The organism is Bradyrhizobium sp. USDA 372 (assembly GCF_053629095.1).
The window spans coordinates 7,598,541-7,621,982 of sequence record NZ_JBRJHR010000001.1 but is presented as its reverse complement, the minus strand read 5'-3'; the positions used below and the strand labels follow the sequence as shown (position 1 = coordinate 7,621,982).

Below are 23,442 nucleotides of genomic sequence, written 5' to 3'. Positions count from 1 at the left end.
TTTGGGTTTGTCTCTTGGCTTGGTCTTGGGCTTGGGAACGAGGATGACGCAGACACCGATCCGCCTCACCGTGAACGGCAGGATCCACGAGGTCACGGCAGCGCGGGACACGCCGCTGCTCTATGTGCTGCGCAATGACCTCGCGCTGAACGGCCCGAAATACGGCTGCGGCTTGGGGGAATGCGGCACCTGTACTGTCCTGATCGACGGACTGGCGGCACGCTCCTGCGTGATTCCGGTGAGCGGCTGCGCCGGCCGCGACATCGTGACGCTCGAAGGCCTCGGCACAAGCGACAAGCCCGACGTCGTGCAGCAGGCCTTCATCGACGAGCAGGCCGCACAATGCGGCTATTGTCTCAACGGCATGATCATGACCACCAAGGCGCTGCTCGCGATCAATCCGCGGCCGACCGAGCAGGAGGCGCTGGCGGCGCTGCGCTACAATCTTTGCCGCTGCGGCACGCATGTCGAGATCCTCCGCGCGGTGATGCGCGCCTCTAGCCAGCTCACCGAGGCCGCAGATTGATGGCCTCCTATGTTTCGAACGGAGCTGAGCGCTCAGGTTCGCTCATCGTCGCCCGCAGCGTGGACGAGGTCACATCCGAGACCTTCGTCCGCATCACCGCGGACGGTTCGGTCACGGCCTATAACGGCCATGTCGATCTCGGCACCGGCATCCGCACTGCGCTGGGCCAGATCGTCGCCGAAGAGCTCGATGTCTCTTTCGCCCGCGTCGTCGTCGTGCTCGGCGACACGGCCGTGGTGCCGAACCAGGGCGCGACGATCGCGAGCGAAACCATCCAGATCACGGCCGTGCCGCTGCGGAAGGCCGCGGCGCAAGCCCGGCACTTTCTGATCGCGCGCGCGGCGGAACACCTGGACTTGCCCGAAGCCGAGCTCAAGATCGAGGATGGACTCGTTCGCGGCCACGACAACCGCAGCATCAGCTATGGCGAGCTCATCGGCGAGGAGGCGATCCGCCTCGAGTTGGCCGATGACGTGCAGCTCAAGCCGATCGGCGATTACGCCATCGTCGGCCAGTCGGTGCCGCGCGTCGATCTACCTGCCAAAGCCACCGGCGAGCTGACCTTCGTGCACGACATCCGCATCTCAGGCATGGTGCACGGACGCGTGGTGCGGCCGCCCTATGCCGGCGTCGATGCCGGGCCGTTCGTCGGCACCAGCCTGATCGCCGTGGACGAATCCTCCGTGCACGACATTCCTGGCCTTTTGGCCGTGGTGCGGATCGGCGATTTCGTCGGCGTGGTCGCCGAGCGCGAGGAGAATGCAATCCGTGCAGCAGAGCAGCTCAAGCTGAGCTGGAAGCCGATGCCGACGCTGACCGACCTCGCCGATGTCGAGACCGCGCTGCGCGCCAATCCGTCGACGCCGCGCACGCTGATCGATAAGGGCGAGGTCGACAAGGCGATATCGGGCGCGGCCAAGCCGATGCAGCGCACTTACGTCTGGCCGTATCAGATGCACGCCTCGATCGGCCCCTCCTGCGCGGTTGCCGACTTCCAGGACGGCAATATCCGCGTCTGGTCGGGCACGCAGAACCCCCACGTGCTGCGCGGCGATCTCGCGCTGCTGATCGAGCGCCCCGAGAGCGAGATCGAGGTGATCCGGCTGGAGGCCGCCGGCTGCTACGGCCGCAACTGCGCTGACGATGTCACCGCCGATGCGCTGCTGCTGTCGCGCGCCGTCGGCCGTCCTGTCCGCGTGCAGCTGACGCGCGAACAGGAGCACGCCTGGGAGCCCAAGGGGACTGCCCAGCTTATCGACGTCAATGGCGGCCTCGATGCCGACGGCGGCATCGCTGCTTACGACCTCGCCACGCGCTATCCCTCGAATGCCGCGCCGACGCTGGCGCTGCTGCTGACCGGCCGCCTTTCGCCCGAACCTGCGGTGCTCCAGATGGGCGACCGCACCGCGATCCCGCCCTACGATTACGAGCACATGCGCGTCGTCGCCCACGACACGCCGCCGATCGTGCGTGCCTCCTGGTTTCGCGGCGTCTCGGCATTGCCGAACACGTTTGCGCATGAATCCTATATCGACGAGGCCGCAACCGAAGCCGGCGTCGATCCCATCGAATATCGCCTGCGCTATCTGAAGGACCCGCGCGCGGTCGATCTGGTCAATGCGGTCGCCGAGCGCGCGGGCTGGATGCCGCGGCCGGTCCGCGAGGACAAGGACGGTGAGGTCGTGCACGGCCGCGGCTTTGCCTATGCGCTCTACGTCCACAGCAAGTTTCCGGGCTATGGCGCGGCGTGGTCGGCGTGGGTTGCCGACGTCGCGGTGAACAAGACGACCGGCGACGTCAGCGTGACGCGCGTCGTCGCGGGGCAGGACTCCGGGTTGATGATCAACCCGGACGGCGTGCGCCACCAGATCCAGGGCAACGTCATCCAGTCCACCAGCCGCGCGCTGATGGAAGAGGTGTCGTTCGAGCGCGGCGCGGTGGCCGCGCGTGAATGGGGCGCTTATCCCATCATCCCCTTCCCCGACGTTCCCAAGATCGACGTGCTGATGTTGCCGCGGCAGGATCAGCCGCCGCTCGGCGTCGGCGAGTCCGCCTCGGTGCCGAGCGCAGCCGCGATCGCGAACGCCATCTTCGATGCCACCGGCGTGCGCTTTCGCGAGCCGCCGTTCACGCCTGAGCGAATCCTCAAGGGATTGCACGGCGAAGCACCGGCGACGCCGCAGTCCCTGCCCCCGCCCGCAGCCTCGCCTCCGTCCCGTATCTGGGAAAATCCGTTCGCCAAGCGCGCCGGCATCTTCGCAACGATTGCAACCGTCTGCACCGCCGCGATCGGCATCGGCGCGGCGCTTCTTCCCGGCCGCGCGATTGCACCCATCGCGCGCCCGGATCCGTCGGTCTATTCAGCGGCAACGATCGCGCGCGGAGAGCAGCTCGCCGCGCTCGGCAATTGCGCCGAGTGCCACACCATCGTCAGCGGCGCACCAAATGCCGGCGGTCGCGCCTTGGAAACACCGTTCGGCACGATCTACGCGACCAACATCACGCCCGACGTCGAGACCGGGATCGGTGCCTGGTCCTACCCCGCCTTCGAGCGCGCCATGCGCGATGGCCTGCATCGCGACGGACGCCAGCTCTATCCCGCCTTCCCCTACACGCATTTTGCAAAGACCAGCGATTCCGATCTGCAGGCGCTCTACGCTTACCTGATGGCGCAACCTGCGGTGCGCGCGACAACGCCGGCCAACACGCTCGCCTTCCCGTTCAATCTGCGCCCGCTGCTGGCCGGCTGGAATGCGCTGTTCCACCGAACGCCCGACTTCAAGCCCGACCCCTCAAAGTCCGAGGTTTGGAATCGCGGTGCTTATCTGGTCGAGGGCCTCGGCCATTGCAGCGCCTGCCATTCGCCGCGCAACGCGCTCGGCGCCGAGCAACGCAACGCCTATCTCGCCGGCGGCTTCGCCGAGGGCTGGGAAGCGCCGTCGCTGACCTCGCTCTCGCACGCGCCGATCCCGTGGAGCGAGAATGAGCTGTACGCCTATTTGCGCACCGGCCATTCGCGTTACCACGGCGTCGCCGCCGGCCCGATGGCGCCGATCGTCCGGGACCTCAAGGCGCTGCCCGACCAGGACATCCGTGCGATGGCGGTCTATCTCAACTCGTTCAATGACACTGCGGTCGACCAACAGGCGCAGGATGCGCTGGCCGCCAAGCTCGAAAATGCAACGCAAGTGACCGTCGCCTCCTCCGCCGGCGCGCGCCTCTATCAAGGCGCCTGCGCCGTCTGCCACGAGGTCGGCGGCCTGCCGCTGTTCGGCACCCAGCCTTCGCTCGCGCTCAACAGCAACCTGCACAGCGCCACGTCGGACAATCTCGTACAGGTCATCCTGCACGGCATCGCGGAGCCCGTCTCGAGCGATCTCGGCTACATGCCCGCGTTCAGGAACAGCATGAGCGACACCCAGATCGAGGAGCTCGTCAGCTTCCTGCGCCGGCAGTTCGCGCCGGACAAGCCGGCCTGGACCGGCGTGCGCGAGACGATCGCAAAGGTGCGCGCCTCCGCCAATTAGGCGTGTTTCGTCACCTCCACCGGCGGCGTGCCGTGGGTGTGGAAGGACTCGATCGTCTTCAATCCCCAGGCCTGACCCTTCTTGCGCTCCTCCTCGGTCCACACGATCGGCTTCCAGTCGGGCGCCAGGATAAGGCGTGCGCCGGCATTGGCGACTTCGACGCGGTTGCCGCCGGGCTCGTAGACGTAGAGGAAGAAGGTCTGCTGGATCGCGTGCTTGTGCGGCCCGGTCTCGATGTGAATGCCATTCTCGAGAAAAATGTCCGCGGCCCGCAGAATCTCCTCGCGGCTGTCGAGGGCGTAGGTGACGTGGTGGAAGCGGCCCCGCACGCCCGAATGATCGAGCGAATAGGCGAAATCGTAGCTCTTGTTCGACATCGTCAGCCACATCGCGGCCTCACGGCCGTCGTTGAGCACGATCTGCTCGGTGAGACGGCAGCCGAGATAGGTCTCGAAGAACTGGCGGTTGGCCTTGATGTCGACGGCAAGGCAGTTGAGATGGTCGAGGCGGCGGACATTGACGCCGCGGGCGGGAAAGCGCTGTGCCTGGTTCTTCAGCGCAGGTTTGAGTTCGGGCGGCGCCTGATACCATTCGGTCTCGTAATAGAGCTCGACGATATGGCCATCGGGATCGCGGCAGCGGAACGTCGGCCCCTGCCCCATGTCGCCGTCGATCCAGCCGATGTCGAAGCCGGATCCCTTCAGCGCGGCGACGCGCCGCTCCAGCGCCTGCTGGCTGCGCGCACGCAGCGCCATGTGGCCCATGCCCGAGGTCTTCGCCGCCGTGAGCTTGAGCGAATAGCGCTCGTAATCGTCCCAGCCGCGCAGATAGACCGACTCACCCTTCTGTCCGCTGACCGTCATGCCCATGACATCGACGAAGAATTTCAGGCTCTCGTCCGGCTTCGGCGTCAGCAGCTCCATGTGGCCGAGATGGGCGAGATCGAGGATCGGTTCGGGCTGCATGGTTCCCTCCTGGAGCATGGCTGCGATCCGCCTGTCCGGGCGGCGCGATCGAGACGCGCACGGCACAACGGGGGCGGGCCTTGTGTGCGGTGCCGACAGTAACGCCTCATTTGTACTAATGTACAAATCATTAGGTCCCGTCAACAAAGCAACCGGCGTCCCTGCTGCGCACGGCGCCTAGCCGACCGATGTCGGTTGGCCGAACGAAAGGGCCTGCTCGAATGGTAAATTCTTCCTTAAGGACCATCTCGGCCCCAAGGTCCGGAAATGCAGTATTTTCCCGGCGATTCCGCCCATGAGCAGGCATCGGCGACAAGTCTCCGGACCGAATTACCACGGATTTAACGGAGCGGGCGCGCCCGCCGTTTAACCGTTTGTGCAGCGACGGCCGGGCATAGTCCGGGCAAATCCCTTGCTCTTGCCAGGTTCATTCATCGTGACATCCTTTGGACGCGTGATTTCGGTTCGCGGATCGCTCGCCCGGGTCGGGCTTCTGGCGGAAAGCCGGATGCCGATCTCGGAGGTGCGGGCCACCGTCGGACGCTTCGTCAGCATCCGTTGCAGCAGTTCGGTCATCGTTGCGATGATCACGGAGGTCTCCTGCGAGAACCTGTCGGGCTCGGACAATTACATCGCGATCGCCTCGGTCGACCTGCTCGGCGAGATCCTCAATGCCGCGGACAAGGCCAAATTCCAGCGCGGCGTCACCAACTATCCGACCATCGGCGATGCCGTCGATCTGATCACCAGCCAGGAGCTGCGCACGATCTACGCGCCAACCGGCTCGGACCAGATCAATGTCGGCTTCCTCCAGCAGGACCGCTCGGTCATCGCCTATGTCGACGTTGAGGAAATGCTGTCCAAGCATTTTGCCGTGCTGGGATCGACCGGCGTCGGCAAATCGACCGGCGTCTCGCTGCTGCTGAACGAGATCCTGAAGGCGCGGCCGAACCTGCGCATCTTCCTGCTCGACGTGCACAACGAATATGGCCGCTGCTTCGGCGACCGCGCGCTGGTGCTCAACCCGCGGAATCTGAAGCTGCCGTTCTGGCTGTTCAACTTCGAGGAAATCGTCGACGTGCTGTTCGGCGGCCGCGCCGGCGTGCCCGAGGAGCTCGACATCCTGGCCGAGGTCATCCCGCTCGCCAAGGGCGTCTATACCCAGTACCAGAACGCCGACCGCATCGGCCTCAAGCGCATCGATCCCAAGCAGATCGGCTACACCGTCGATACGCCGGTGCCCTATCGCCTGGTCGACCTGCTGTCGCTGATCGACGAGCGCATGGGCAAGCTCGAGAACCGCTCCTCGCGCATCATCTATCACAAGCTGATCTCGCGCATCGAGGCGGTACGCAACGACCCGCGCTACGCCTTCATGTTCGACAACGCCAATGTCGGCGGCGACACCATGGCCGAGGTGATCAGCCATCTGTTCCGCCTGCCCGCCAACGGCAAGCCGATGACCGTGATGCAGCTCGCCGGCTTCCCGGCCGAGGTGATCGATTCGGTTGTGTCCGTGCTCTGCCGCATGGCCTTCGACTTCGGCCTGTGGAGCGACGGCGTCTCGCCGCTGCTGTTCGTCTGCGAGGAGGCGCACCGCTATGCCTCCGCCGACCGCAACATCGGCTTCGGCCCGACCCGCAAGGCGGTGTCGCGCATCGCCAAGGAAGGCCGCAAATACGGCGTCTATCTCGGCCTCATCACCCAGCGCCCCGCCGAGCTCGACGCCACCATCATCTCCCAGTGCAACACGCTGTTCACGATGCGCCTCGCCAACGACCGCGACCAGGCGCTGCTGCGCGCCGCGGTGTCGGATGCCGCCGCGAACCTGCTCTCCTTCGTTCCGTCGCTCGGCACCCGCGAGGTGCTGGCGTTCGGCGAAGGCGTGGCGCTGCCGACCCGCCTGCGCTTCAAGGAAGTGCCGCCGCACCAATTGCCGCGCGGCGAGGCCACCATCTCCAGCGTGCCGTCGGTCACCTCCGGTCACGACATGCATTTCGTCAGCGCCGTGCTCGAACGCTGGCGCGGCGCCACATCGCAGCGCGACGTACCGAACGACCCCGTGTTCTCGGCGCCGCCGGCGAAGACCATGTCCAGCGTCGAAGCACCGATGCTGCAGCCGTCGATGGGCCTCGACCCGGACCGCTTCTCGCTGCTGAAGAAGCCGCTGCGGTAAGGCAAAAGCTCTCTCCACCCCGTCATTGCGAGCGCAGCGAAGCAAGCCAGAGTCTTTCCGCGGAGGGATTTCTGGATTGCTTCGCTGCGCTCGCAATGACGGCGGATGGAGCGTCGCTCATAACTCGCACGTTCGTCGCGGCCAGAACGGCTGGCACGTTGAGCCCGCCTTCCGCATCGACTATGGTTCCTGCCTAAAAGCCGGAATCCATGCCCATGACAAAGACCGCCGCGCAACGCTTTCCCGCCCCCGCCCTCGACACGCTGCCCGACGACATCCGCACGCGCCTCCTCGCCGTGCAGGAGAAGAGCGGGTTCGTGCCGAACGTGTTCCTGACGCTGGCCTACCGCCCCGACGAGTTCCGCGCCTTCTTCGCCTATCACGATGCGCTGATGGAGAAGGACGGCGGCCTCACCAAGGCCGAGCGCGAGATGATCGTGGTGGCGACGTCGGCGGCGAACCAGTGCCAATATTGCGTGATCGCCCATGGCGCGATCCTGCGCATCCGCGCCAAGAACCCGCTGATCGCCGACCAGGTCGCGATCAACTACCGCAAGGCCGACATCACGCCGCGGCAGAAGGCGATGCTCGATTTTGCCATGAAGGTCTCGGCTGACGCGCAGCGGATTTCGGAGGACGATTTCGCCGCGCTCGCGCCGCACGGCTTCAGCGACGACGACATCTGGGACATCGCCGCGATCTCCGCCTTCTTCGCGCTGTCGAACCGGCTGGCGAATTTCACGGGCATGCGGCCGAACGAGGAGTTCTATCTGATGGGCCGCCTGCCGAAGACATGATCGAGGCGCCATGACCGAGCTCGATTGGCCCGAAATCCTGCTGCGCCTCGGCACGGCGACGCTCGCCGGCGGCGCAATCGGCCTCAACCGCGACCTGCACGGCAAGCCGATCGGGCTGAAGACGCTCGGCATCGTCGGGCTCTCCACCGCGAGCGTGGTTCTGCTCGCGCTGCAGCTCGCCGAACCGGCCAGAGTCGTCGACGCCGCCAGCCGTGTCATCCAGGGCATCCTCACCGGCATCGGCTTTCTCGGCGCTGGCGTCATCGTGCACCAAAGCACGGGGTTTCGCGTTCGGGGCCTCACCAGCGCCGCCTGCACTTTCCTTGCCGCCTGTCTCGGCATCGTCTGCGGCGCCGGACAGTGGAGGATCGTCATCGTCGCCCTTGCGCTGGCCTTCGTCCTGCTGACGATCGGCCGCCGCCTCGAGCGCCGGCTGCATCGCATGCTTGGCGGCAAGGACGAGGCGCATGAGGTCGAAGGCGCCCCGGAAGAGCAGCACCGATAGCCGTCGGTTCGGCGGATTCTCCGTCAGCGCCGGCGGCCTGCGCGGTGCCAGTAGAACGCCGCAAGCCCAACCGGCAGCGAAAGAGCCAGCCACGAAAGGCCGTCCCAGATCCCATCTCCGACGAGCGCCAGACCGAGCCCCACGGCGCAGACCAAGCCGACCAGGAGAGGCGCCCGGAACACGTCCCACACGCTTCTGTAGTGCCGGGCCAGGTTCGGAACGTCCGCCTTGGACACGGAACGACGCATGGGATCAGACACCGACTGCCGCGGTCCGCTCTGTGCGCAGCGGCTTGCGGACCGACGGCTTTCGCCTTGCCGCCCAGAGATAGATTCCGCTGACGAGAACGATGATCGTCATGATGTCGAGAACCGCCCAGACGATCTTCAACGGAAGCCCGCCGTAATCGCCGAAATGCAGCGGACGCGAGACCTGAAGCGTCTTCAGATACCACGGCACCTCGGGCGCCACGATCGTCTTGCCGTCATTGGCATCGACCAGCATCGGCTGAAGCATGCGCGCCGTGAAGGGCGTCGCTCCCTTGGTCCAGACCACGAGGTGCTGCGGGCTGCCGAAACGCGCCGCGGTCGGCATCGTCACCGAGGTGACGAGGCGATCCGGAAATCTGGTGCGGACAAGCTCGACGGCGGCTTGAACCGAAGGGATCGGAGCCACGGGCTTGCCCAGATGAGGCGCCAGCAAGACGGGGATGAGCTGCGCCCGCCACAGGTCGAACAACGGCGTCGCCAGCGTGTTGATCATGCCGGTGAGACCGACCACCAACGTCCACGTCAACGTGACGATGCCGAGGAGATTATGGGTGTCGAGCCATTTGAGCCGGGGCGACGACCGCCGACGGATCGTCCCGAAATCCAGCCGCCGCATGAACGGCCAATAGACAACGATGCCGGAGATGATCGACACGGCGAACACGAGTCCCATCGCCCCGAGAAACAGCTCGCCGGGGAGCCCTGCGAACATGTCCTTGTGTATCCGCAGCACGATATCCATGACGTCCTGATGCGGGGCTTCTTCGCCGAGCATTTCGGCCGTTCGCGCATCGAACGTCAGGCGATGGAAGTTGCCCGGCGCCGGGACAGCGGTCGGAGAAACGGCCACAGTCACGAGTGGCTCGGTCTGCTTGAGATTGAGCAGCAGGACATACTGACCGGGAAAACGCGCTTGCGCCGCCACGATCATCCGGTCGAGCGACAGACGCGGCGTTCCTTCCGGCATGGCGGGCGCCGAGATCTCGTCCTCGAGCAGATCGTCGATCTCGTCGTGAAAGACCAACGGAAGTCCCGTCACGCACAGCATCAGCAGGAACAGCATGCACACGAGCGAGGTCCAGGTGTGAATGCGGGACCAGAGCCGGATCGTGCGGGCCTGAACCATGGCGATCCTTACCAGCGATAGCTGACCGTGCCCGTGATGGTGCGCGGGCTGGTGTATTGGCAACCGCCATTCGTGGTGCACGCAACGGTGACGCGATCGGCGATGTTCTTTACGTTCAGCGCGAGGTTGACACCCTTGGGCTGGCGATAATGCAGGCCCGCATCGAACACGACGTAGCCCTCGTTGACGATGGTGTTGGTGGTGTCGGCGAAGGTCGGCCCGTTGTAGCGGACGCCGCCGCCCAACCCCCAGCCGTCCCATGTCCCGCCCTGGACCGTGTAGTCGAGATAGGCCGATGCCATCTGGCGGGCCACCAGCGTCGGCACCTTGCCGAGATCGGCGGCGGTGGTGGTTTGCGTCACCTTCACATCCTGGTTGGTGTAGGTGGCCACGAGGTTCAGTCCGGGCATGATCTGCGCCAGCGTCTCGAACTCGATGCCGCGCGAATTCACCTCGCCGAGCTGGACCGAGAAGCCGAGATGCGATGGATCGCTCGTGAGCGAGTTTTGCCGCGTCAAATCATAGAGCGCCAACGTCATCAGCAGGGTCCGCGACGGCTGGTACTTCACGCCGAGCTCGTGCTGCTGCGCCGTCGTCGGCTTGAACGGATTTCCCGCAAAATCCGTGCCCGGCGTCGGCAGGAAAGATTCCGAATAGCTGTAATACGGCGCAACTCCGGAATCGAACACGTACGAGACCGCTCCGCGCTTGATGAAGGCCGTGTCCTTGGTGTCGGTCGTCTTGTTGGTCGCCAAGGCGTAGGTGTTCTGTTCGGAGACATCGTAGCGGCCGCCCAATGTAAAGATCCAGTTCTGGATCTTCATCTGGTCCTGCACATAGACGCCGACCTGATCGATTGTCTGGTTCGCCGAGGGGGTGACGAGCGCAGTCGGAGCCGCGATGGCTTGGTCGTAGACCGGATTGATCTTGCTGAGCGGCGGCGCATTTCCGGAATAGGTCCGGTCCGTCATGTTGAACGTCAGATAGTCGACGCCGGAGACCACCGTGTGCTGAAGCGGCCCCGTGCCGAACTTGCTGATCAGGTGGTTGTCGGTCGACAGGGTATCGACTTGCTCCTGGATGCGCATCGCGCGACGCGGAAAGACCGTGGTCGTATCGAGCGGGGTTCCGATGAAAGTCAGATAGCGATAATCGAGCTCGGTGTGGCCGTAGCGAGCCTTCGATTCGAAGATCAGATCGTTGTTGAAGCGGTGCTCGAACTGGTAGCCGACACGCTCCTGCTCCTGGTCGAACCTATTGTAGCTGGGGTCACCGAGGAACAGCGGCAGTGCGGTGATGCCGGTGACCTTACCGCCGCTCAGATGCGCCATCGACAGCGGAAAGGCGTTGCCGGTCACATCGTGCGTGTAGTCGGCGAGGATGGTCAGCGTGGTATCGTTGGTCGGCTTCCAGGTCACGGCGGGCGCGATATAGGTCCGGTTGTCCTTCACGAAATTCGAGAAATTGGCGATCTGCGCATCGGAATCCCGGAACACACCGGTCAACCGATAGAGCAGCGTCCCATCCTTGGTCGCGGGCCCGCCGAAATCGAAGGCCCCCTGAAACCGATCGTAGTTGCCGAACTGGCCGACGATCGCGCCAAAGGCCTTGTCGGGCGGGCGCTTGCTGATGACGTCGACAAGACCGCCCGGCGCCCCCTGCCCGTACATGACGGAGCTCGGACCCTTGATGACGTCGATGCGCTCGAAGCCGTAGGGCTCGTTGCGGAACAGCGACAAGAAGGCGGGGTCGCCGACCTCGCGAAGCCCGTCGCGATAGGCGCCGTAGCCGTTGTTGTCGAAGCCGCGGATGTAAACGTTGTCGAAGCGCGGATCCTTGCCGCCGGGCTGGATGGCGAGACCTGCGACATACTGCAATCCTTCGACCAGTGTCGTGACCGAGCGCGCATCAAGCTGGTCGCGGCTGACGACGGAAACGGATTGCGGTGTCTCCAGGATCGGTACGTCGGACTTCATCGCAGCCGAGCTGACGACGGGTACAAACCCCCTCACCGGATCGGTACCGCGTTCCGCTGCAGCGGCAGCCGGCTGGGAAGCTGCCTGGACTGCCTGTCCTGCCGCACGCGATCGCGTCTGGCGCGCGCTCGCAGATCGCGAGTTGCGCGGTGTGGTGACCTGGCGCTTGCTCGGGCGGCTTTGCTCGACCACGACGGGAGGAAGAACCGATGCCCCGCTCGCGCTCTGAGCCTGCGCGTCTTGGCCGAAGGCGATGGCGGAAGGAAGCGCGACAAGACCGCACAACATCGACACGCGCCCGCGCTTCGTTGCGCGTGCGTCAAACACCAATTCCAGCATTCCCAGTCCCCGAACTTTCGGGAACGACCATGCAGAGACTCCGAGCGCACAATCAAAGTGTTTCGGACGTTCGCGTCGTAGAATCTATGTAGACTGGATCCGTTCTAATGAAATGACGTCGGCATCTCGCACGCGTCTTCCGCGGCCTGCATGATTTCCGGACGTCGACTCGTCGCGCTCGGCGCATGGCCGGGCTGCCGCGTCACGATCTAGAATCGTAACCGCCGGCCCCAAAACGGCTTCAGCAGTTCGAGCGCCGTGAGCACCAATAGTCCCGCGCCGAGCGTGATCATCAAATCGTCAAGATGCAGCGGACCGAAGCGAAAGAGACCGGAGGCCGGCGGCCAGAACAGGGCTGCGGCGAGGACAAGCGCAATCGCGAGGAATATCCAGAGCAATACCGCGTTTGGACGGAAGAAGGCAGACAAGAAGGATGCGCTGAAGGATCGGTTGACCAGCACCAGCGCGAGGACGCAGACGACGAGCGCAATGAATGCGAGGGTGCGAGCCTCATCGGGCGGAAGCCCGGAACGAAGCGCTGCGACAAAGATCACCGCGATCAAGGCGAAGGCCATCGCGCCCTGCAGGACGCTCCAGGCGATCAGGGGCCACGAGAACAGCTCCGCATCGGCACGCCGCGGCGGACGCTTCATGACGTCGCGCTCCTCGCGCTCGGCTTCGAACACCAGCGAGCAGACGGGATCGATGATCAGCTCCAGAAAGGCGATGTGAACCGGGCCGAGCACCAGCGGCAGCCCAAACACCAGGGGAAGCAGCGCAAGGCCCGCGATCGGCACGTGAACCGCGAAGATGAAGGCCATGGCCTTGCGCAGATTGTCGTAGATCCGGCGTCCGAGGCGGATGGATGCGACGATGGAGCTGAAATCGTCGTCGAGCAGGACGATCGAGGATGCCTCGCGGGCGACGTCTGTGCCGCGGCCACCCATCGCGATCCCGATATGGGCGGCCTTCAGCGACGGCGCGTCGTTGACGCCGTCGCCCGTCATCGCAACGATCTCGCCGCCGCGCTTCAGCGCCTGCACGATCCGCAGCTTCTGCTCCGGCAGAACCCGCGCGAAGACGTTCACCTTCCTGACGAGTGCCTCGAGCCCGGTGTCGTCAGCGAGCATGATCTGCTCCCCGGTCACGACCTCATTGACGTCGAGCCCGGCTTGCCCGGCAATCGCCAGAGCGGTCGCCGGATAGTCGCCCGTGATCATGACGACGCGGATGCCGGCCGAACGGCATTCGCGAACCGCCTCCGGAACGTGAGGCCGCAACGGATCGGCGAGTCCGACCAGGCCAACGAGGCGAAATACGAAAGCCTCCTGGGATGCCGGCAGGGAAGTGTCATCACACGCGGCAACCGCCATCCCCAGCACGCGAAGCCCGTCCTTCGCCATGGCCCCGACGGCAGCTTGCACGGCCTCCCGATCGGCCTCGTTCAGCCTGCACAGCCGCGCAATCGCTTCCGGCGCGCCCTTGGCGCATGCGATGAGATCCGCCGCAGCGGATGTCCGCCAAACCTGGGTCATGGCGAGCAACTCGGGGCGCAGACCATAGGTACGCACCAGCGTCCGCCCGCCATCCATCGCGTCTCCGTCCCGCAGGACATCACGCGCAAACGCGTGCAGCGCCTTCTCCATCGGATCGAACGGCTCCGGAGAGCTTGCCAGCGCCCCGCAGCGCGCCAGCTCGGCGAATTCGGGCCCGACCTGATCCGGTCCGGACGCCTCCGCACGCAGGCGCGCGCCGTCGCGCAGCCGCAGCTCGGCGACCGACATCTGGTTCTGCGTCAGCGTCCCGGTCTTGTCGGTGCACAGGACTGTCGCCGAGCCGAGGACCTCGATGGCGGCGGCTCGCCGCGTCAGGACACGAGCCTGCGAAATCCGCCACGCGCCCATGGCCATGAACACCGTGAGCACGACGCCAAATTCTTCCGGAAGCATCGACATGCCGATGGCGACGCCTGCGAGCAGCGCCTGCAGCCAGTCGCCGCGCGAGACGCCGTAGAGCACAATCGCGGCCAGGCTGATGATGGCGCCGCCGAGAAAGCAGAGCCGCACCAGCCTTGCGGTCTGTTGCTGAAGCCGCGGCGGCTCGGCCTGCAGGCCGCGAAGCGACAGCCCGATCTTCCCGATCTCGCTGCGCGGCCCGGTGGCCTCGACCAGTGCCAGTCCCTCGCCGCGCACGACGAGCGAACCGGAATACACGAATGGCTGATCCTCGCCGCCGGGCCGGTGACCGGCCGCGATGGTCTTGTCGGCGGTCTTCTTGCGGACGGGCATCGACTCGCCGGTCAGCAGGGACTCGTCGACCTGCAGGTCCCGCGCCTCGACGAGCGCGGCGTCGGCGGGGACGCGATCGCCTTCACCGAGGACGAGAAGGTCGCCCTGCACGACCTCGCGGCCGGCAATTCGCCGGCGCACCCCGTCGCGCACCACCAGCGCCCGCGGGCTGGTCAGGTCACGCAAGGCTTCCAGCACGCGCTCGGTCCGGGTCTCCTGCACCACCGTGATCACGATGGACATCGCCCCGAAAGCCAGCAGGATCAGCGCCTCCTTGAGATCGCCGAGCACGAGATAGATCAGCCCGCCGCAAAGCAGCAGCAGGAGCATCGGCTCGCGCAGCACTTCCACCACGATGCGCAGGGGACTGCGTCGTTCCGGCCGAGGCAGTTCGTTGGGGCCGTCTGCCGCGAGCCTCGCCCGGGCCTCGGTCTCGCTCAGGCCGGCCGAACTGCGGCGTTCCGTCTCGCTCACGGTTTCCGCCGCAGGCTCCAGAAGCTGCCGGCACCGACGATCGCGGTGGCGAGCAGGACTGCGACGAAGGTCTGGATGATGGTGAAATTCAGCGCGTCACGCGCGACGAACAGCGCCGTGATCGCGCCGGCAAGGACAAAAAGAATGCGGAAGATGACGCTCATGGCCGTGCCTCCAAAATCTGCATGACTTGGAGCCCGGCCCTCGGCATCGGGGCACAACGCTGTCTCTGCAACCATGCAGGCAGACCTTAGCCGGTCAGGGCGAGCCACCTTTGCGACAGGTCAAGCCTGGCCCGGCCATCATCTGCCGGCAGGTGCGACGTGATGTCCACCTGGCAGCGCGCAGCCGTTGCATCTCACGGCTGCGAGGCGTATGCCGCTAGCGCTTTGCCATCAAGTCGAGCGCCGGAGCAAAGCGCTCCGCGAACGTCAACGTCTTGGCGTGGTGGACCGCGGCAAAGGATGCAGAGATTCCCGCCGAAGCGACCGCGAGCACGGCAACTACGAAAGCCAGACGGCGCATGTTCGCCTCCTGTGTGAGCTCGACTACCCCATAGAAATGGGACGGCTCTGTTTCAGGACGGTGTCGTGGGCGCGGAAATTGATTTCGCTCAAGCGGCTGTGATGAGATCCGGCTTATCTGGGGGCATTCCGTAACCAACTAACAAGGGTCGACGTGTTTTGGAGCGCCGGCCGTGTTGGGAATTTCGTATCCGCGACCGCGATTCCAGGCACTGCGGCGACAAGCAACATTCGCTGGAATGGGAGTCATCGAGGACTACGCAAATGAAGATTGTGATCAAGAAGCTCAATGGCCTGTGGCACCTCATCGTCGGATCGTCCCAGATCCGAACGCCGTTCCTGGACACCCAGGACCGCGCGCTGGTGGTCACTTACGCCCGCCGCGCCTACCCCGGCGCCAGGATCTTCCAGCGCGACTGACGAGACACCGTTAATCGTCGTCCAGCGGGCCGCACCAGCCGGGCAGATAGATCGCATTCTTGCTTCTGGCGGCGGCCATCGCCTTCTCGAGCGCCTTGTCGAAATCGGCCTCCACCGCCTTGCGTGAGACCTGCCGGCGCAGGAAATCGGCCCACAGGAATTCGGAGAATGGCGTCGTGTCCTTGGCGAAGCCGCCCATGCGGCGCAATTCGCCGGCAAGGCTGCGGAATGGATCGTCCTTCAAGTCGGCGACCGATTTCGGCAGGTCGCGGAACGACCGCCGCTCGCCCTTGGCGTCGTAAGGATAGACCCAGCGCTTGTTGTCCATGACGCCCCAGAAGGCCTCGCGCTCCACCATCCTGAGGTCGCCCACGATGGTCACCAGCACCTCCTTGACGCCTTCATCGTGCAGCGCGCGGCCGAGGTGATGATGGTCGATCACGTAGTAACGTGCATCGGGGCCGTAAACGACGGGGATCATGTGCTTGCCGAGCAGATCCGCCTGCTTCTTCTTGTCATGCTCGCGCCAGCGCTTCCGCTTCTCCTTGACCTCGCGCATGCCGACCGTCATCTGCGTCGGCCGAAGCGACAGGATCGGAACTGGATGCACTCTCGGCTCGCGCGCGTTGGTCGTGGTCATGATCGAAGCCCCTCAGATGGATGCAACTAGCGGTTCGGGTTCCCGCGACTATGCCATGGGCCCCAGGGCGGCAAAATCCGTTCAAAGCACGCGCAGATCACAAGTCGATACCGATCGGACGAAGGACAGTGTCGCTGTGCCCGCATTGCAGCGCAACGCGCGGATCACGGGCGCGACGGCCGGTTTCCAGATCGCTGCACACCGGCCCGTGCACAAATGGTACGAACGCACGAATACACGCGGGCATTGAGAAGTTTTTCTGCAACGCGTGCCTCACCTATGCTATCTAAATTGCTGCTTCGGAGTGATCCCCGCCCCATGAACAACCAGCGGCCCATAAGCTCTGATGAGGAGCACCGGGTGCTCCAGTTCAGGCCGCGCACCCCGCCTTCCCCAAGGGTCCAGCGCGGCGATGCCAGCGTGCAGCCGCTGCGCGCCACGCCCGAACGGCTGGACCTGTCGCGCTACGAGCAGCCGCGCGCCGAGCCCGATAATTTCCGCCAGCGCATGCTTGCCAATATCGCGGCGCTCGCCTTCACCATCGCGCTGACCGCGATCGGGATCTGGCTCGCGGTCAGCATCGCCGACCTGCGCCGGACTCAGGATTGCGTGCTGATGGGCCGCCGCGACTGCGTCAAGATCACGACACCGCACATTTAGGACCGGCGCGGCGCGGACCTCGCGGCGGAAGGGTCCCAGCCGGCATCCCCAGCCCCGTCCGTTGCTGTCCCCCGGGGCCTGCCCGGCTCCATTGAACTCAGGGCGGCGCTCCGATATACGGGCTTTCGACCCGGCCAGAGGGGGATTTGAGGGCGTCATCAGGGGCGCGATGCCCAGCCACCGTGCCACTCTGGACAATCTGACAAATACCTGCAATATATCAAAGGCTTAGTGATGTCCTCCACATTCGATCAGGTCGCCACGATCATCGCTGAAACCTGCGACATCCCGCGCGACACGATCACGCCGGATAGTCATGCCATCGATGACCTCGGCATCGACAGCCTCGATTTCCTCGATATCGCTTTTGCGATCGACAAGCAGTTCGGCATCAAGCTGCCGCTGGAGAAGTGGACTCAGGAGGTCAACGACGGCAAGGCGACCACCGAGCAATATTTCGTGCTGAAGAACCTGTGCGCCCGCATCGACGAACTGGTTGCGGCCAAGGGCGCGAGCGCCTAAGGGCGCAGTCATGCAACTCGAATACTTCCACATGATCGATCGCATCGTCGACCTCAAGGTCGACGAGAAGACGATCGTCGTCGAAGCGCAGGTCCCGCAGGAAAGCACCATTTTCGAGGGGCACTTCCCCGGTTATCCCTTGATGCCCGGCGTGCTCCTGATCGAATCGATGGCGCAGGCCTCGGGCTGGCTTCAACTCGGCGTTTTCAGGTTCGAACGCATGCCGATCCTGGCCGCCGTGAAGGAGGCCAAGGTCCGCGGCTCGGTCTTCCCGGGCGACCTCATGAGCATCGAGGCGAGCCTCACCCACGAAGGCTCCGGCTATGCCATGACCGAGGCCAAGATCCGGGTCGGCGGCAAGCTGCGCGCCAATTCCGCGCTCACCTTCACGTTGATCCCCTTCCCCAATGCGGATATGCGCGGATACATGGCGAAGGTCGCCGAGCGCGTCGGGTTTCCGCAACAGGTCCTATCGCAATGACTAACACCGCTTCGAGGCCCGGCCAGACCGAGGTCTGGATCACCGGCATTGGGCTCGCCACCTCGCTCGGCGAGGGCCTCGACGCCAACTGGGCCGCGCTTTCTGAGAAGCGCATCAATGTCGACGAGAAGGCCTTTGCGCCCTACATCGTGCATCCCTTGATGCCCGTATCCTTCGACAGCCAGATTCCGAAGAAGGGCGACCAGCGCCAGATGGAAGCCTGGCAGCGCATCGGCACCTATGCCGCCGGTCTTGCGCTGGATTCCGCCGGCATCAAAGGCAACAAGGACATCCTGTCGAAGATCGACATGGTCGTCGCCGCCGGCGGCGGCGAGCGCGACATCAACGTCGACAGCGGCATTCTCACTGCCGAGGCCAAGGGCGCTAACGCGCCAGGCTTTCTCAACGAGCGGCTGATGAGCGATCTCAGGCCGACGCTGTTCCTGGCCCAGCTCTCCAACCTGCTCGCCGGCAACATCGCCATCGTGCACGGCTTAGGAGGCACCTCGCGCACCTTCATGGGCGAAGAGGTCGCCGGCGCCGATGCCGCCCGCATCGCGCTCGCGCGCATCGCCTCGGGCGAAAGCGACATCGCGCTGGTCGGCGGCTCGCACAATGGCGAGCGCAAGGACTTGCTCGTCCTCTACGAATTCGGCGATTTCAACCTGAAGGACAAGTTCGCGCCCGTCTGGGCGCGCAAGGACCATCCCGGCTTCGCGCTCGGCTCGGCCGGCGCCTTCCTGGTGCTGGAATCGAAGGCGCATGCAGAAGCGCGCGGCGCAAAACCGTTCGCAAAGCTGTCGAGCGTCGTCGCGGACCTCGCCAAACGCAAGCAGCCCGGAGACATGACCGCGACACTCGAGAAGCTGTGGGCCAAGCTGCCCAGGCGCGAGGGCAAGGGCGCGATCATCACCGGGGCGACCGGCGCGGAGCCCGCGACCTCGGACGAGCGCGACTTCCTGAAGAGCCATGCCGACTTTCCGGTGCGCTCGACCGGCACGGTGTTCGGCCACGCCATGGAAACGCAATTTCCGCTCGGCATCGCCCTCGCCGCATTGTCGATCTCGCGCGGCGCGCTGTTCCCACCGAATGATTCCACGGGGACCGAGATTGAAATGCAGGGCGCGCCCACCCAGATCGTGGTGGTGGGAGCCGGACACTGGCGCGGCGAAGGCATGGCGCTGGTCGAGGCAGTTTAACCAGCTCAAGCGGGGATCGACATGACTGCACCACGCGACAAACTCGGGCGTCCCGTCGTCGTCGTCACCGGCATGGGCATCATGACCTCGCTCGGTGCCGGCAAATCCGACAATTGGGCGAAGCTCGTCGCCGGCGAATCCGGCATCCGCACCATCACGCGTTTTCCGGTCGACGGCCTCAAGACCACGATGGCCGGCACCGTCGATTTCGTCAGCGCCGATCCGTTCTCCTCCACCGCCCTGTCCGAGCGGATGGCCGAGCTGGTGACGCAGGAAGCGCTGGAGCAGGCCGGCATCGGCGCCAAGGCCGATTTCCCGGGTCCGCTTTTCCTCGCGGTTGCACCGGTCGAGGTCGAATGGCCGCAGCGTCGCGAGCTCGGTCGCGCCGTCGGCCAGCAAGACATCAGCTACGACGATCTGCTCCGCATCTCCGGCGGCGGCAAGTTCAGCGCCTATCATCATCGCTTCATGTTCGGCTCGGTTGCCGCCTCTCTCGCCGAGACCTTCGGCACCAAGGGCTCGCCGATCTCGCTGTCGACGGCCTGCGCGTCCGGAGCCACCTCGATCCAGCTCGGCGTCGAGGCGATCCGCCGCGGCGAGACCGATGCGGCGCTGTGCGTCGCGACCGACGGCACCGTCAACCCGGAAGCGCTGGTGCGCTTCTCGCTGCTGTCGGCGCTGTCGACCCAGAACGACCCGCCGCAGGCGGCCTCCCGTCCCTTCTCCAAGAACCGCGACGGTTTTGTCATGGCCGAAGGCGCCGGCGCGCTCGTGCTTGAAAGCTATGAAGCCGCCACCGCGCGCGGCGCAAAGATTCTCGGCGTGATTGCCGGCTGCGGCGAGCTCACGGATTCGTTCCATCGCACCCGCTCCTCGCCCGACGGCAAGCCGATCATCGGCTGCATGAACAAGACGCTGGCCGACGCCGGCATGACGCCGGACCAGATCGACCACATCAACGCGCACGGCACCGCGACGCCCGAGAACGACAAGATGGAGTTCAACACGACGTCGGCGGTGTTCGGCGAGCTCGCGCAGAAGATTCCGGTCACCTCCAACAAGTCGATGGTCGGCCACACCATCTCGGCCGCCGGCGCGGTCGAGGCGATCTTCTCGCTGCTCACGCTCGAGCATCAGCGCATTCCGCCGACGATCAACTACGACAATCCGGATCCCACGATCCTGTTCAACGTCGTCGGCAACAAGGCGCGGGATGCCCGCGTCACTGCGGTGATGTCGAACTCGTTCGGCTTCGGCGGCCAGAACGCTTCGCTGATCCTGACCCGCGAACCGGCCTGACCGGACGCATGAGGCTGCTTCCTGCGAGCACGAAGGCCCGCGCGCGGGAGGCTGCCAAGTCGCTCGGCGGCAGCCTGATCGGCGCCGCGACCGTCGCGATGCTGCGCACCACGCGCTATTTCGATCCCGCTAAGACCTCGGACTTTTTCGCGCGTGCCGTGAAGCTGATCGGACCGCGCCTGCGCGAGCACCGCATCGGCCGCGCCAACCTCGCCGCCGCCTTCCCCGAGAAGTCACCGGAGGAGATCGAACGGATCCTGATGGGCGTCTGGGACAATCTCGGCCGCGTCGGCGCCGAGTTCGCCCATATCGACCAGGTCTGGAATTACGAGCGCGATGCCCCGGAGAAGAGTCGAATCGAGATTTCCCCGCGCAGCATCGAGCTGTTCGACCAGATCCGCGACGACGGCAAGCCGGCGCTGATCTTCGCGGCGCATCTTGCGAACTGGGAATTGCCGGCGCTCGCCGCGGTCGCGCATGGACTGGACACCGCGATTCTCTATCGCCGCCCGAACATCGCCTCGGCCGATCGCATCATCCAGGAGATGCGCCAGGTCAACATGGGCACGCTGATCCCGGCCGGCCGCGAGGCGCCGCTGCGGCTCGCGCAGGCGCTGAAGGACGGCAAGCACGTCGCCATGCTGATCGACCAGTATCTCACCGCTGGCGTCGAGGTCACGTTCTTCGGCCGCAAGACCCGCGCCAATCCGATGCTGGCGCGCCTCTTGCGCCAGGTCGAATGCCCGATCCACGGCGTGCGCATCATCCGCCTGCCCGACGGCCGCTTCCGCGGCGAGCTCACCGAAGAGATCCAGCCGGTGCGCGATGCCGACGGCAGGATCGACATCCAGGGCACGACGCAGGCGATCACCAGCGTGGTGGAAAGCTGGGTGCGCGAGCATCCCGAGCAGTGGCTGTGGCTGCATAGAAGGTGGCGGTAGACGCTGGCGCTATTTGCTCAGCGGCCGCATTCGGACTCGGCCAGGCTCGATCACAGAAAAATGGCCCGCCCAATCGTCACGGGCCAAGATCAGGTCGGCGAGCACCTTGCCAATCCGCCCGGGTGCCGGCGGTGGGATGCGCAACAATACGATACCGCATGCGGTCGGGAGCGACGACGCTTTAGCCAACTCCCCAAAGTCCTTATCAAAGGTGATTAGGATCCGTTGTTCGTGCGACGCCTGCGCCAATACTTCGCGATCGCTGCTACCAGGCGCCGAAGCTCTGATCCAGATGACGTCGTGACCTGATGCACGAAGTGCATCGACGGCGGAGCCAGGAAAATTCTCGTCCGCGAGAAAACGCATCTCAAGCTGCGGTCGGGTGAACCCGTTCGCCGCTAAGGGAATCGCGTGCGTAAGCCAGACACGCGAGAATGTCCTCGCGCGAAAGGCCTGGATAGTTGGCCAAAATGTCGGCTTCGCTCCAACCGTCTGCCATCAATCCGATGATGAACTCGACCGCAATGCGGGTCCCACTAATCACGGGCTTGCCAGCAAGGACATCAGGTGCGAGCGAGATGCGAGAATGATCGGTCATTGCTCAAGGCCTAGTTCGTTCAATCTGAAGCAGATAGTACACCAATTCCCGCCGCACGGCGAATTTGGAACCCATCTGCCCTACCTCCCCGTCTTCACCTTGGTCCAGAGCCGATTGATGATCCGCTGGGTCGCCGGCTCGCGCGCCGTGATGACGAACAGTTTTGCGAGCGTCGCCTCGTCCGGATAGATGTTCTTGTCGTTCAGGATCTTCGGGTCGACCAGCTTCTGGCTGGCGAGGTTGCCGTTGGCGTAGGACAAAAAGTCCGAGTTCTTGGCGGCGACGTCGGGGCGGTAGAGATAGTTGATCAGCTCGTAGGCCTCTTTGACGTTCTTCGCATCCGCAGGGATCGCGAGATTGTCGAAGAACATCTGCGCGCCCTCCTTCGGAATGGTGTAGCCGATCTCGACGCCGCTCTTGGCCTCCGCCGCGCGGGCACGGGCCTGCATGATGTCGCCGGACCAGCCGACCACGAAACAGATCTCGCCGGTGGCGAGCGCGCTCAAATATTCGGACGAGTGAAACTTCCGCACCGACGGGCGGACTTTTGCCACGGCGTCGGCAGCTTTCTCGAGGTCGGCCTGCTTGGTCGAGTTCGGATCGAGCCCGAGCCAGCTCAGCGCCGCCGGGAAGATGTCGTCGGCGGAGTCTAGCATGTGCACGCCGCAGTCTTTGAGCTTTGCCAGGTTCTCCGGCTTGAAGACGATGTCCCAGCTGTCGATCTTCGCGTCCGCCCCGAGGATCTGCTTCACCTTGGCGACGTTGTAGCCGATGCCCGTCGTGCCCCACATGTAGTTGGCGGCGTAGACGTTGCCGGGATCGTAGGTGGCGAGGCGCTGCGTCACCACGGGCCAGGCATTGGCCAGATTCGGGAGCTTCGACTTGTCGAGCTTCTGGAAGATGTTGGCCTTGATCTGGCGCTGCAGGAAATAGGCAGTGGGCACCACGACGTCATAGCCGGACTTGCCGGCCATCAGGCGCGTCTCCAGCGTCTCGTTGGCGTCGAAGGTGTCGTAGACCACCTTGATGCCGGTCTCCTTGGTGAAGGCCTCCAGGACGTCAGGCGCCATGTAGTTGGACCAGTTGTAGAAGTTGACGACCCGCTCCTCGGCCCCCGCGGGAGCGGAGAGCAACGTCAGTGCCGCGGCGATCGCGAAACCAATCCCGGAGCGGCCGACGTTCGTCATCTC

Annotated in this window: 24 protein-coding genes; 12 read left to right on the top strand and 12 right to left on the bottom strand. The window is 64.9% G+C overall.

Features of this window, described 5'->3' with window-relative positions:
• The first annotated feature begins 43 nt into the window (after window positions 1-43).
• The gene (locus AB7M16_RS35410; protein ID WP_453946801.1) at window positions 44-526 is read left to right on the top strand and encodes a (2Fe-2S)-binding protein; all 483 of its coding nucleotides are present in this window, start codon (window positions 44-46) and stop codon (window positions 524-526) included.
• Entirely contained in the window at window positions 526-4,053 is a 3,528-nt protein-coding gene (locus tag AB7M16_RS35405; RefSeq protein WP_453946799.1) for a molybdopterin cofactor-binding domain-containing protein, read from the top strand. Before AB7M16_RS35410 ends, AB7M16_RS35405 begins: the two co-directional genes overlap by 1 nt.
• Here AB7M16_RS35405 and AB7M16_RS35400 read toward each other — a convergent pair.
• Both AB7M16_RS35400 and AB7M16_RS35395 read right to left on the bottom strand, forming a co-directional pair.
• Window positions 4,050-5,018 (bottom strand): catechol 2,3-dioxygenase, encoded by a 969-nt coding sequence (locus AB7M16_RS35400; RefSeq protein WP_439363369.1) that lies wholly within the window; start codon window positions 5,016-5,018, stop codon window positions 4,050-4,052. The genes AB7M16_RS35405 and AB7M16_RS35400 overlap by 4 nt on opposite strands.
• Window positions 5,019-5,384: 366 nt before the next feature.
• Window positions 5,385-5,609, bottom strand: a complete 225-nt coding sequence (locus tag AB7M16_RS35395; protein WP_246708868.1) for a hypothetical protein — start codon at window positions 5,607-5,609, stop codon at window positions 5,385-5,387.
• On the opposite strand from AB7M16_RS35395, the gene AB7M16_RS35390 reads away from it, so the two are divergent.
• From AB7M16_RS35390 to AB7M16_RS35380, 3 genes are all read left to right on the top strand, one after another.
• Window positions 5,602-7,194 carry an ATP-binding protein gene (locus tag AB7M16_RS35390; protein WP_246708867.1) on the top strand — a complete coding sequence of 531 codons (1,593 nt, stop codon included), beginning with the start codon at window positions 5,602-5,604 and terminating at the stop codon, window positions 7,192-7,194. The genes AB7M16_RS35395 and AB7M16_RS35390 overlap by 8 nt on opposite strands.
• 215 nt (window positions 7,195-7,409) lie before the next feature.
• On the top strand, window positions 7,410-7,991 hold the full coding sequence (locus AB7M16_RS35385; protein ID WP_212257377.1) for a peroxidase-related enzyme: 582 nt from the start codon (window positions 7,410-7,412) through the stop codon (window positions 7,989-7,991).
• Window positions 7,992-8,001: 10 nt separating this feature from the next.
• Window positions 8,002-8,496 carry an MgtC/SapB family protein gene (locus AB7M16_RS35380; RefSeq protein ID WP_212257376.1) on the top strand — a complete coding sequence of 165 codons (495 nt, stop codon included), beginning with the start codon at window positions 8,002-8,004 and terminating at the stop codon, window positions 8,494-8,496.
• Window positions 8,497-8,519: 23 nt separating this feature from the next.
• Here AB7M16_RS35380 and AB7M16_RS35375 read toward each other — a convergent pair whose 3' ends face one another.
• The 6 genes from AB7M16_RS35375 to AB7M16_RS35350 form a co-directional block, all read right to left on the bottom strand.
• A complete protein-coding gene (locus AB7M16_RS35375; RefSeq protein WP_172786238.1) occupies window positions 8,520-8,744 on the bottom strand; it encodes a hypothetical protein in 225 nt (74 codons plus the stop codon).
• A 4-nt stretch (window positions 8,745-8,748) separates the two neighbouring features.
• Window positions 8,749-9,891 (bottom strand): PepSY-associated TM helix domain-containing protein, encoded by a 1,143-nt coding sequence (locus AB7M16_RS35370; RefSeq protein WP_453946798.1) that lies wholly within the window; start codon window positions 9,889-9,891, stop codon window positions 8,749-8,751.
• A gap of 8 nt (window positions 9,892-9,899) precedes the next feature.
• The gene (locus AB7M16_RS35365) at window positions 9,900-11,867 is read right to left on the bottom strand and encodes a TonB-dependent siderophore receptor (protein ID WP_453946796.1); all 1,968 of its coding nucleotides are present in this window, start codon (window positions 11,865-11,867) and stop codon (window positions 9,900-9,902) included.
• Window positions 11,868-12,415: 548 nt separating this feature from the next.
• Window positions 12,416-14,968 carry a cation-translocating P-type ATPase gene (locus AB7M16_RS35360; RefSeq protein ID WP_453946795.1) on the bottom strand — a complete coding sequence of 851 codons (2,553 nt, stop codon included), beginning with the start codon at window positions 14,966-14,968 and terminating at the stop codon, window positions 12,416-12,418.
• Window positions 14,965-15,132 (bottom strand): hypothetical protein, encoded by a 168-nt coding sequence (locus AB7M16_RS35355; protein ID WP_167361653.1) that lies wholly within the window; start codon window positions 15,130-15,132, stop codon window positions 14,965-14,967. The genes AB7M16_RS35360 and AB7M16_RS35355 overlap by 4 nt, the downstream gene beginning before the upstream one ends.
• A 217-nt stretch (window positions 15,133-15,349) precedes the next feature.
• Window positions 15,350-15,493, bottom strand: a complete 144-nt coding sequence (locus tag AB7M16_RS35350) for a hypothetical protein (RefSeq protein ID WP_453946794.1) — start codon at window positions 15,491-15,493, stop codon at window positions 15,350-15,352.
• A 263-nt stretch (window positions 15,494-15,756) separates the two neighbouring features.
• Here AB7M16_RS35350 and AB7M16_RS35345 point away from each other — a divergent pair, with 263 nt between their 5' ends.
• On the top strand, window positions 15,757-15,912 hold the full coding sequence (locus tag AB7M16_RS35345; protein ID WP_439363375.1) for a hypothetical protein: 156 nt from the start codon (window positions 15,757-15,759) through the stop codon (window positions 15,910-15,912).
• A gap of 10 nt (window positions 15,913-15,922) precedes the next feature.
• On the opposite strand, the gene AB7M16_RS35340 is transcribed toward AB7M16_RS35345, so the two are convergent.
• Complete coding sequence (locus AB7M16_RS35340) at window positions 15,923-16,552, bottom strand: ParB-like protein (protein WP_172788112.1); 630 nt, start codon at window positions 16,550-16,552, stop codon at window positions 15,923-15,925.
• A gap of 318 nt (window positions 16,553-16,870) precedes the next feature.
• Between AB7M16_RS35340 and AB7M16_RS35335 the strand changes: the two genes are divergently transcribed.
• The 6 genes from AB7M16_RS35335 to AB7M16_RS35310 all read left to right on the top strand — a co-directional run bounded on the left by AB7M16_RS35335 (window position 16,871) and on the right by AB7M16_RS35310 (window position 21,654).
• A complete protein-coding gene (locus tag AB7M16_RS35335) occupies window positions 16,871-17,212 on the top strand; it encodes a hypothetical protein (RefSeq protein ID WP_172788111.1) in 342 nt (113 codons plus the stop codon).
• Window positions 17,213-17,446: 234 nt separating this feature from the next.
• The gene (locus tag AB7M16_RS35330) at window positions 17,447-17,734 is read left to right on the top strand and encodes an acyl carrier protein (protein WP_007592476.1); all 288 of its coding nucleotides are present in this window, start codon (window positions 17,447-17,449) and stop codon (window positions 17,732-17,734) included.
• A 10-nt stretch (window positions 17,735-17,744) separates the two neighbouring features.
• On the top strand, window positions 17,745-18,215 hold the full coding sequence (locus AB7M16_RS35325; RefSeq protein ID WP_172788110.1) for a 3-hydroxyacyl-ACP dehydratase FabZ family protein: 471 nt from the start codon (window positions 17,745-17,747) through the stop codon (window positions 18,213-18,215).
• Window positions 18,212-19,414: a beta-ketoacyl-ACP synthase gene (locus AB7M16_RS35320; RefSeq protein ID WP_453946793.1), complete on the top strand. Its 1,203-nt coding sequence runs from the start codon at window positions 18,212-18,214 to the stop codon at window positions 19,412-19,414. Before AB7M16_RS35325 ends, AB7M16_RS35320 begins: the two co-directional genes overlap by 4 nt.
• A gap of 21 nt (window positions 19,415-19,435) precedes the next feature.
• Entirely contained in the window at window positions 19,436-20,713 is a 1,278-nt protein-coding gene (locus AB7M16_RS35315) for a beta-ketoacyl-ACP synthase (RefSeq protein ID WP_260383268.1), read from the top strand.
• A gap of 8 nt (window positions 20,714-20,721) precedes the next feature.
• Entirely contained in the window at window positions 20,722-21,654 is a 933-nt protein-coding gene (locus AB7M16_RS35310; protein WP_212257370.1) for a lipid A biosynthesis lauroyl acyltransferase, read from the top strand.
• Window positions 21,655-21,663: 9 nt separating this feature from the next.
• Here AB7M16_RS35310 and AB7M16_RS35305 read toward each other — a convergent pair whose 3' ends face one another.
• From AB7M16_RS35305 to AB7M16_RS35295, 3 genes are all read right to left on the bottom strand, one after another.
• Window positions 21,664-22,020, bottom strand: a complete 357-nt coding sequence (locus tag AB7M16_RS35305; RefSeq protein ID WP_453946792.1) for a DUF5615 family PIN-like protein — start codon at window positions 22,018-22,020, stop codon at window positions 21,664-21,666.
• Window position 22,021: 1 nt separating this feature from the next.
• Window positions 22,022-22,252 (bottom strand): DUF433 domain-containing protein, encoded by a 231-nt coding sequence (locus AB7M16_RS35300; protein WP_172788106.1) that lies wholly within the window; start codon window positions 22,250-22,252, stop codon window positions 22,022-22,024.
• A gap of 80 nt (window positions 22,253-22,332) precedes the next feature.
• On the bottom strand, window positions 22,333-23,439 hold the full coding sequence (locus tag AB7M16_RS35295) for a polyamine ABC transporter substrate-binding protein (RefSeq protein WP_453946791.1): 1,107 nt from the start codon (window positions 23,437-23,439) through the stop codon (window positions 22,333-22,335).
• Window positions 23,440-23,442 lie beyond the last annotated feature (3 nt).

Coding starts and splice junctions, on each gene's coding strand:
- AB7M16_RS35325 (WP_172788110.1), top strand. CDS start 17,745: ATGCAACTCGAATACTTCCACATGATCGATCGCATCGTCGACCTCAAG.
- AB7M16_RS35365 (WP_453946796.1), bottom strand. CDS start 11,867: ATGAAGTCCGACGTACCGATCCTGGAGACACCGCAATCCGTTTCCGTC.
- AB7M16_RS35385 (WP_212257377.1), top strand. CDS start 7,410: ATGACAAAGACCGCCGCGCAACGCTTTCCCGCCCCCGCCCTCGACACG.
- AB7M16_RS35330 (WP_007592476.1), top strand. CDS start 17,447: ATGTCCTCCACATTCGATCAGGTCGCCACGATCATCGCTGAAACCTGC.
- AB7M16_RS35320 (WP_453946793.1), top strand. CDS start 18,212: ATGACTAACACCGCTTCGAGGCCCGGCCAGACCGAGGTCTGGATCACC.
- AB7M16_RS35405 (WP_453946799.1), top strand. CDS start 526: ATGGCCTCCTATGTTTCGAACGGAGCTGAGCGCTCAGGTTCGCTCATC.
- AB7M16_RS35315 (WP_260383268.1), top strand. CDS start 19,436: ATGACTGCACCACGCGACAAACTCGGGCGTCCCGTCGTCGTCGTCACC.
- AB7M16_RS35400 (WP_439363369.1), bottom strand. CDS start 5,018: ATGCAGCCCGAACCGATCCTCGATCTCGCCCATCTCGGCCACATGGAG.
- AB7M16_RS35305 (WP_453946792.1), bottom strand. CDS start 22,020: ATGCGTTTTCTCGCGGACGAGAATTTTCCTGGCTCCGCCGTCGATGCA.
- AB7M16_RS35345 (WP_439363375.1), top strand. CDS start 15,757: ATGAAGATTGTGATCAAGAAGCTCAATGGCCTGTGGCACCTCATCGTC.
- AB7M16_RS35335 (WP_172788111.1), top strand. CDS start 16,871: ATGAACAACCAGCGGCCCATAAGCTCTGATGAGGAGCACCGGGTGCTC.
- AB7M16_RS35350 (WP_453946794.1), bottom strand. CDS start 15,493: ATGCGCCGTCTGGCTTTCGTAGTTGCCGTGCTCGCGGTCGCTTCGGCG.
- AB7M16_RS35295 (WP_453946791.1), bottom strand. CDS start 23,439: ATGACGAACGTCGGCCGCTCCGGGATTGGTTTCGCGATCGCCGCGGCA.
- AB7M16_RS35410 (WP_453946801.1), top strand. CDS start 44: ATGACGCAGACACCGATCCGCCTCACCGTGAACGGCAGGATCCACGAG.
- AB7M16_RS35380 (WP_212257376.1), top strand. CDS start 8,002: ATGACCGAGCTCGATTGGCCCGAAATCCTGCTGCGCCTCGGCACGGCG.
- AB7M16_RS35300 (WP_172788106.1), bottom strand. CDS start 22,252: ATGACCGATCATTCTCGCATCTCGCTCGCACCTGATGTCCTTGCTGGC.
- AB7M16_RS35310 (WP_212257370.1), top strand. CDS start 20,722: ATGAGGCTGCTTCCTGCGAGCACGAAGGCCCGCGCGCGGGAGGCTGCC.
- AB7M16_RS35375 (WP_172786238.1), bottom strand. CDS start 8,744: ATGCGTCGTTCCGTGTCCAAGGCGGACGTTCCGAACCTGGCCCGGCAC.
- AB7M16_RS35340 (WP_172788112.1), bottom strand. CDS start 16,552: ATGACCACGACCAACGCGCGCGAGCCGAGAGTGCATCCAGTTCCGATC.
- AB7M16_RS35390 (WP_246708867.1), top strand. CDS start 5,602: ATGATCACGGAGGTCTCCTGCGAGAACCTGTCGGGCTCGGACAATTAC.
- AB7M16_RS35355 (WP_167361653.1), bottom strand. CDS start 15,132: ATGAGCGTCATCTTCCGCATTCTTTTTGTCCTTGCCGGCGCGATCACG.
- AB7M16_RS35370 (WP_453946798.1), bottom strand. CDS start 9,891: ATGGTTCAGGCCCGCACGATCCGGCTCTGGTCCCGCATTCACACCTGG.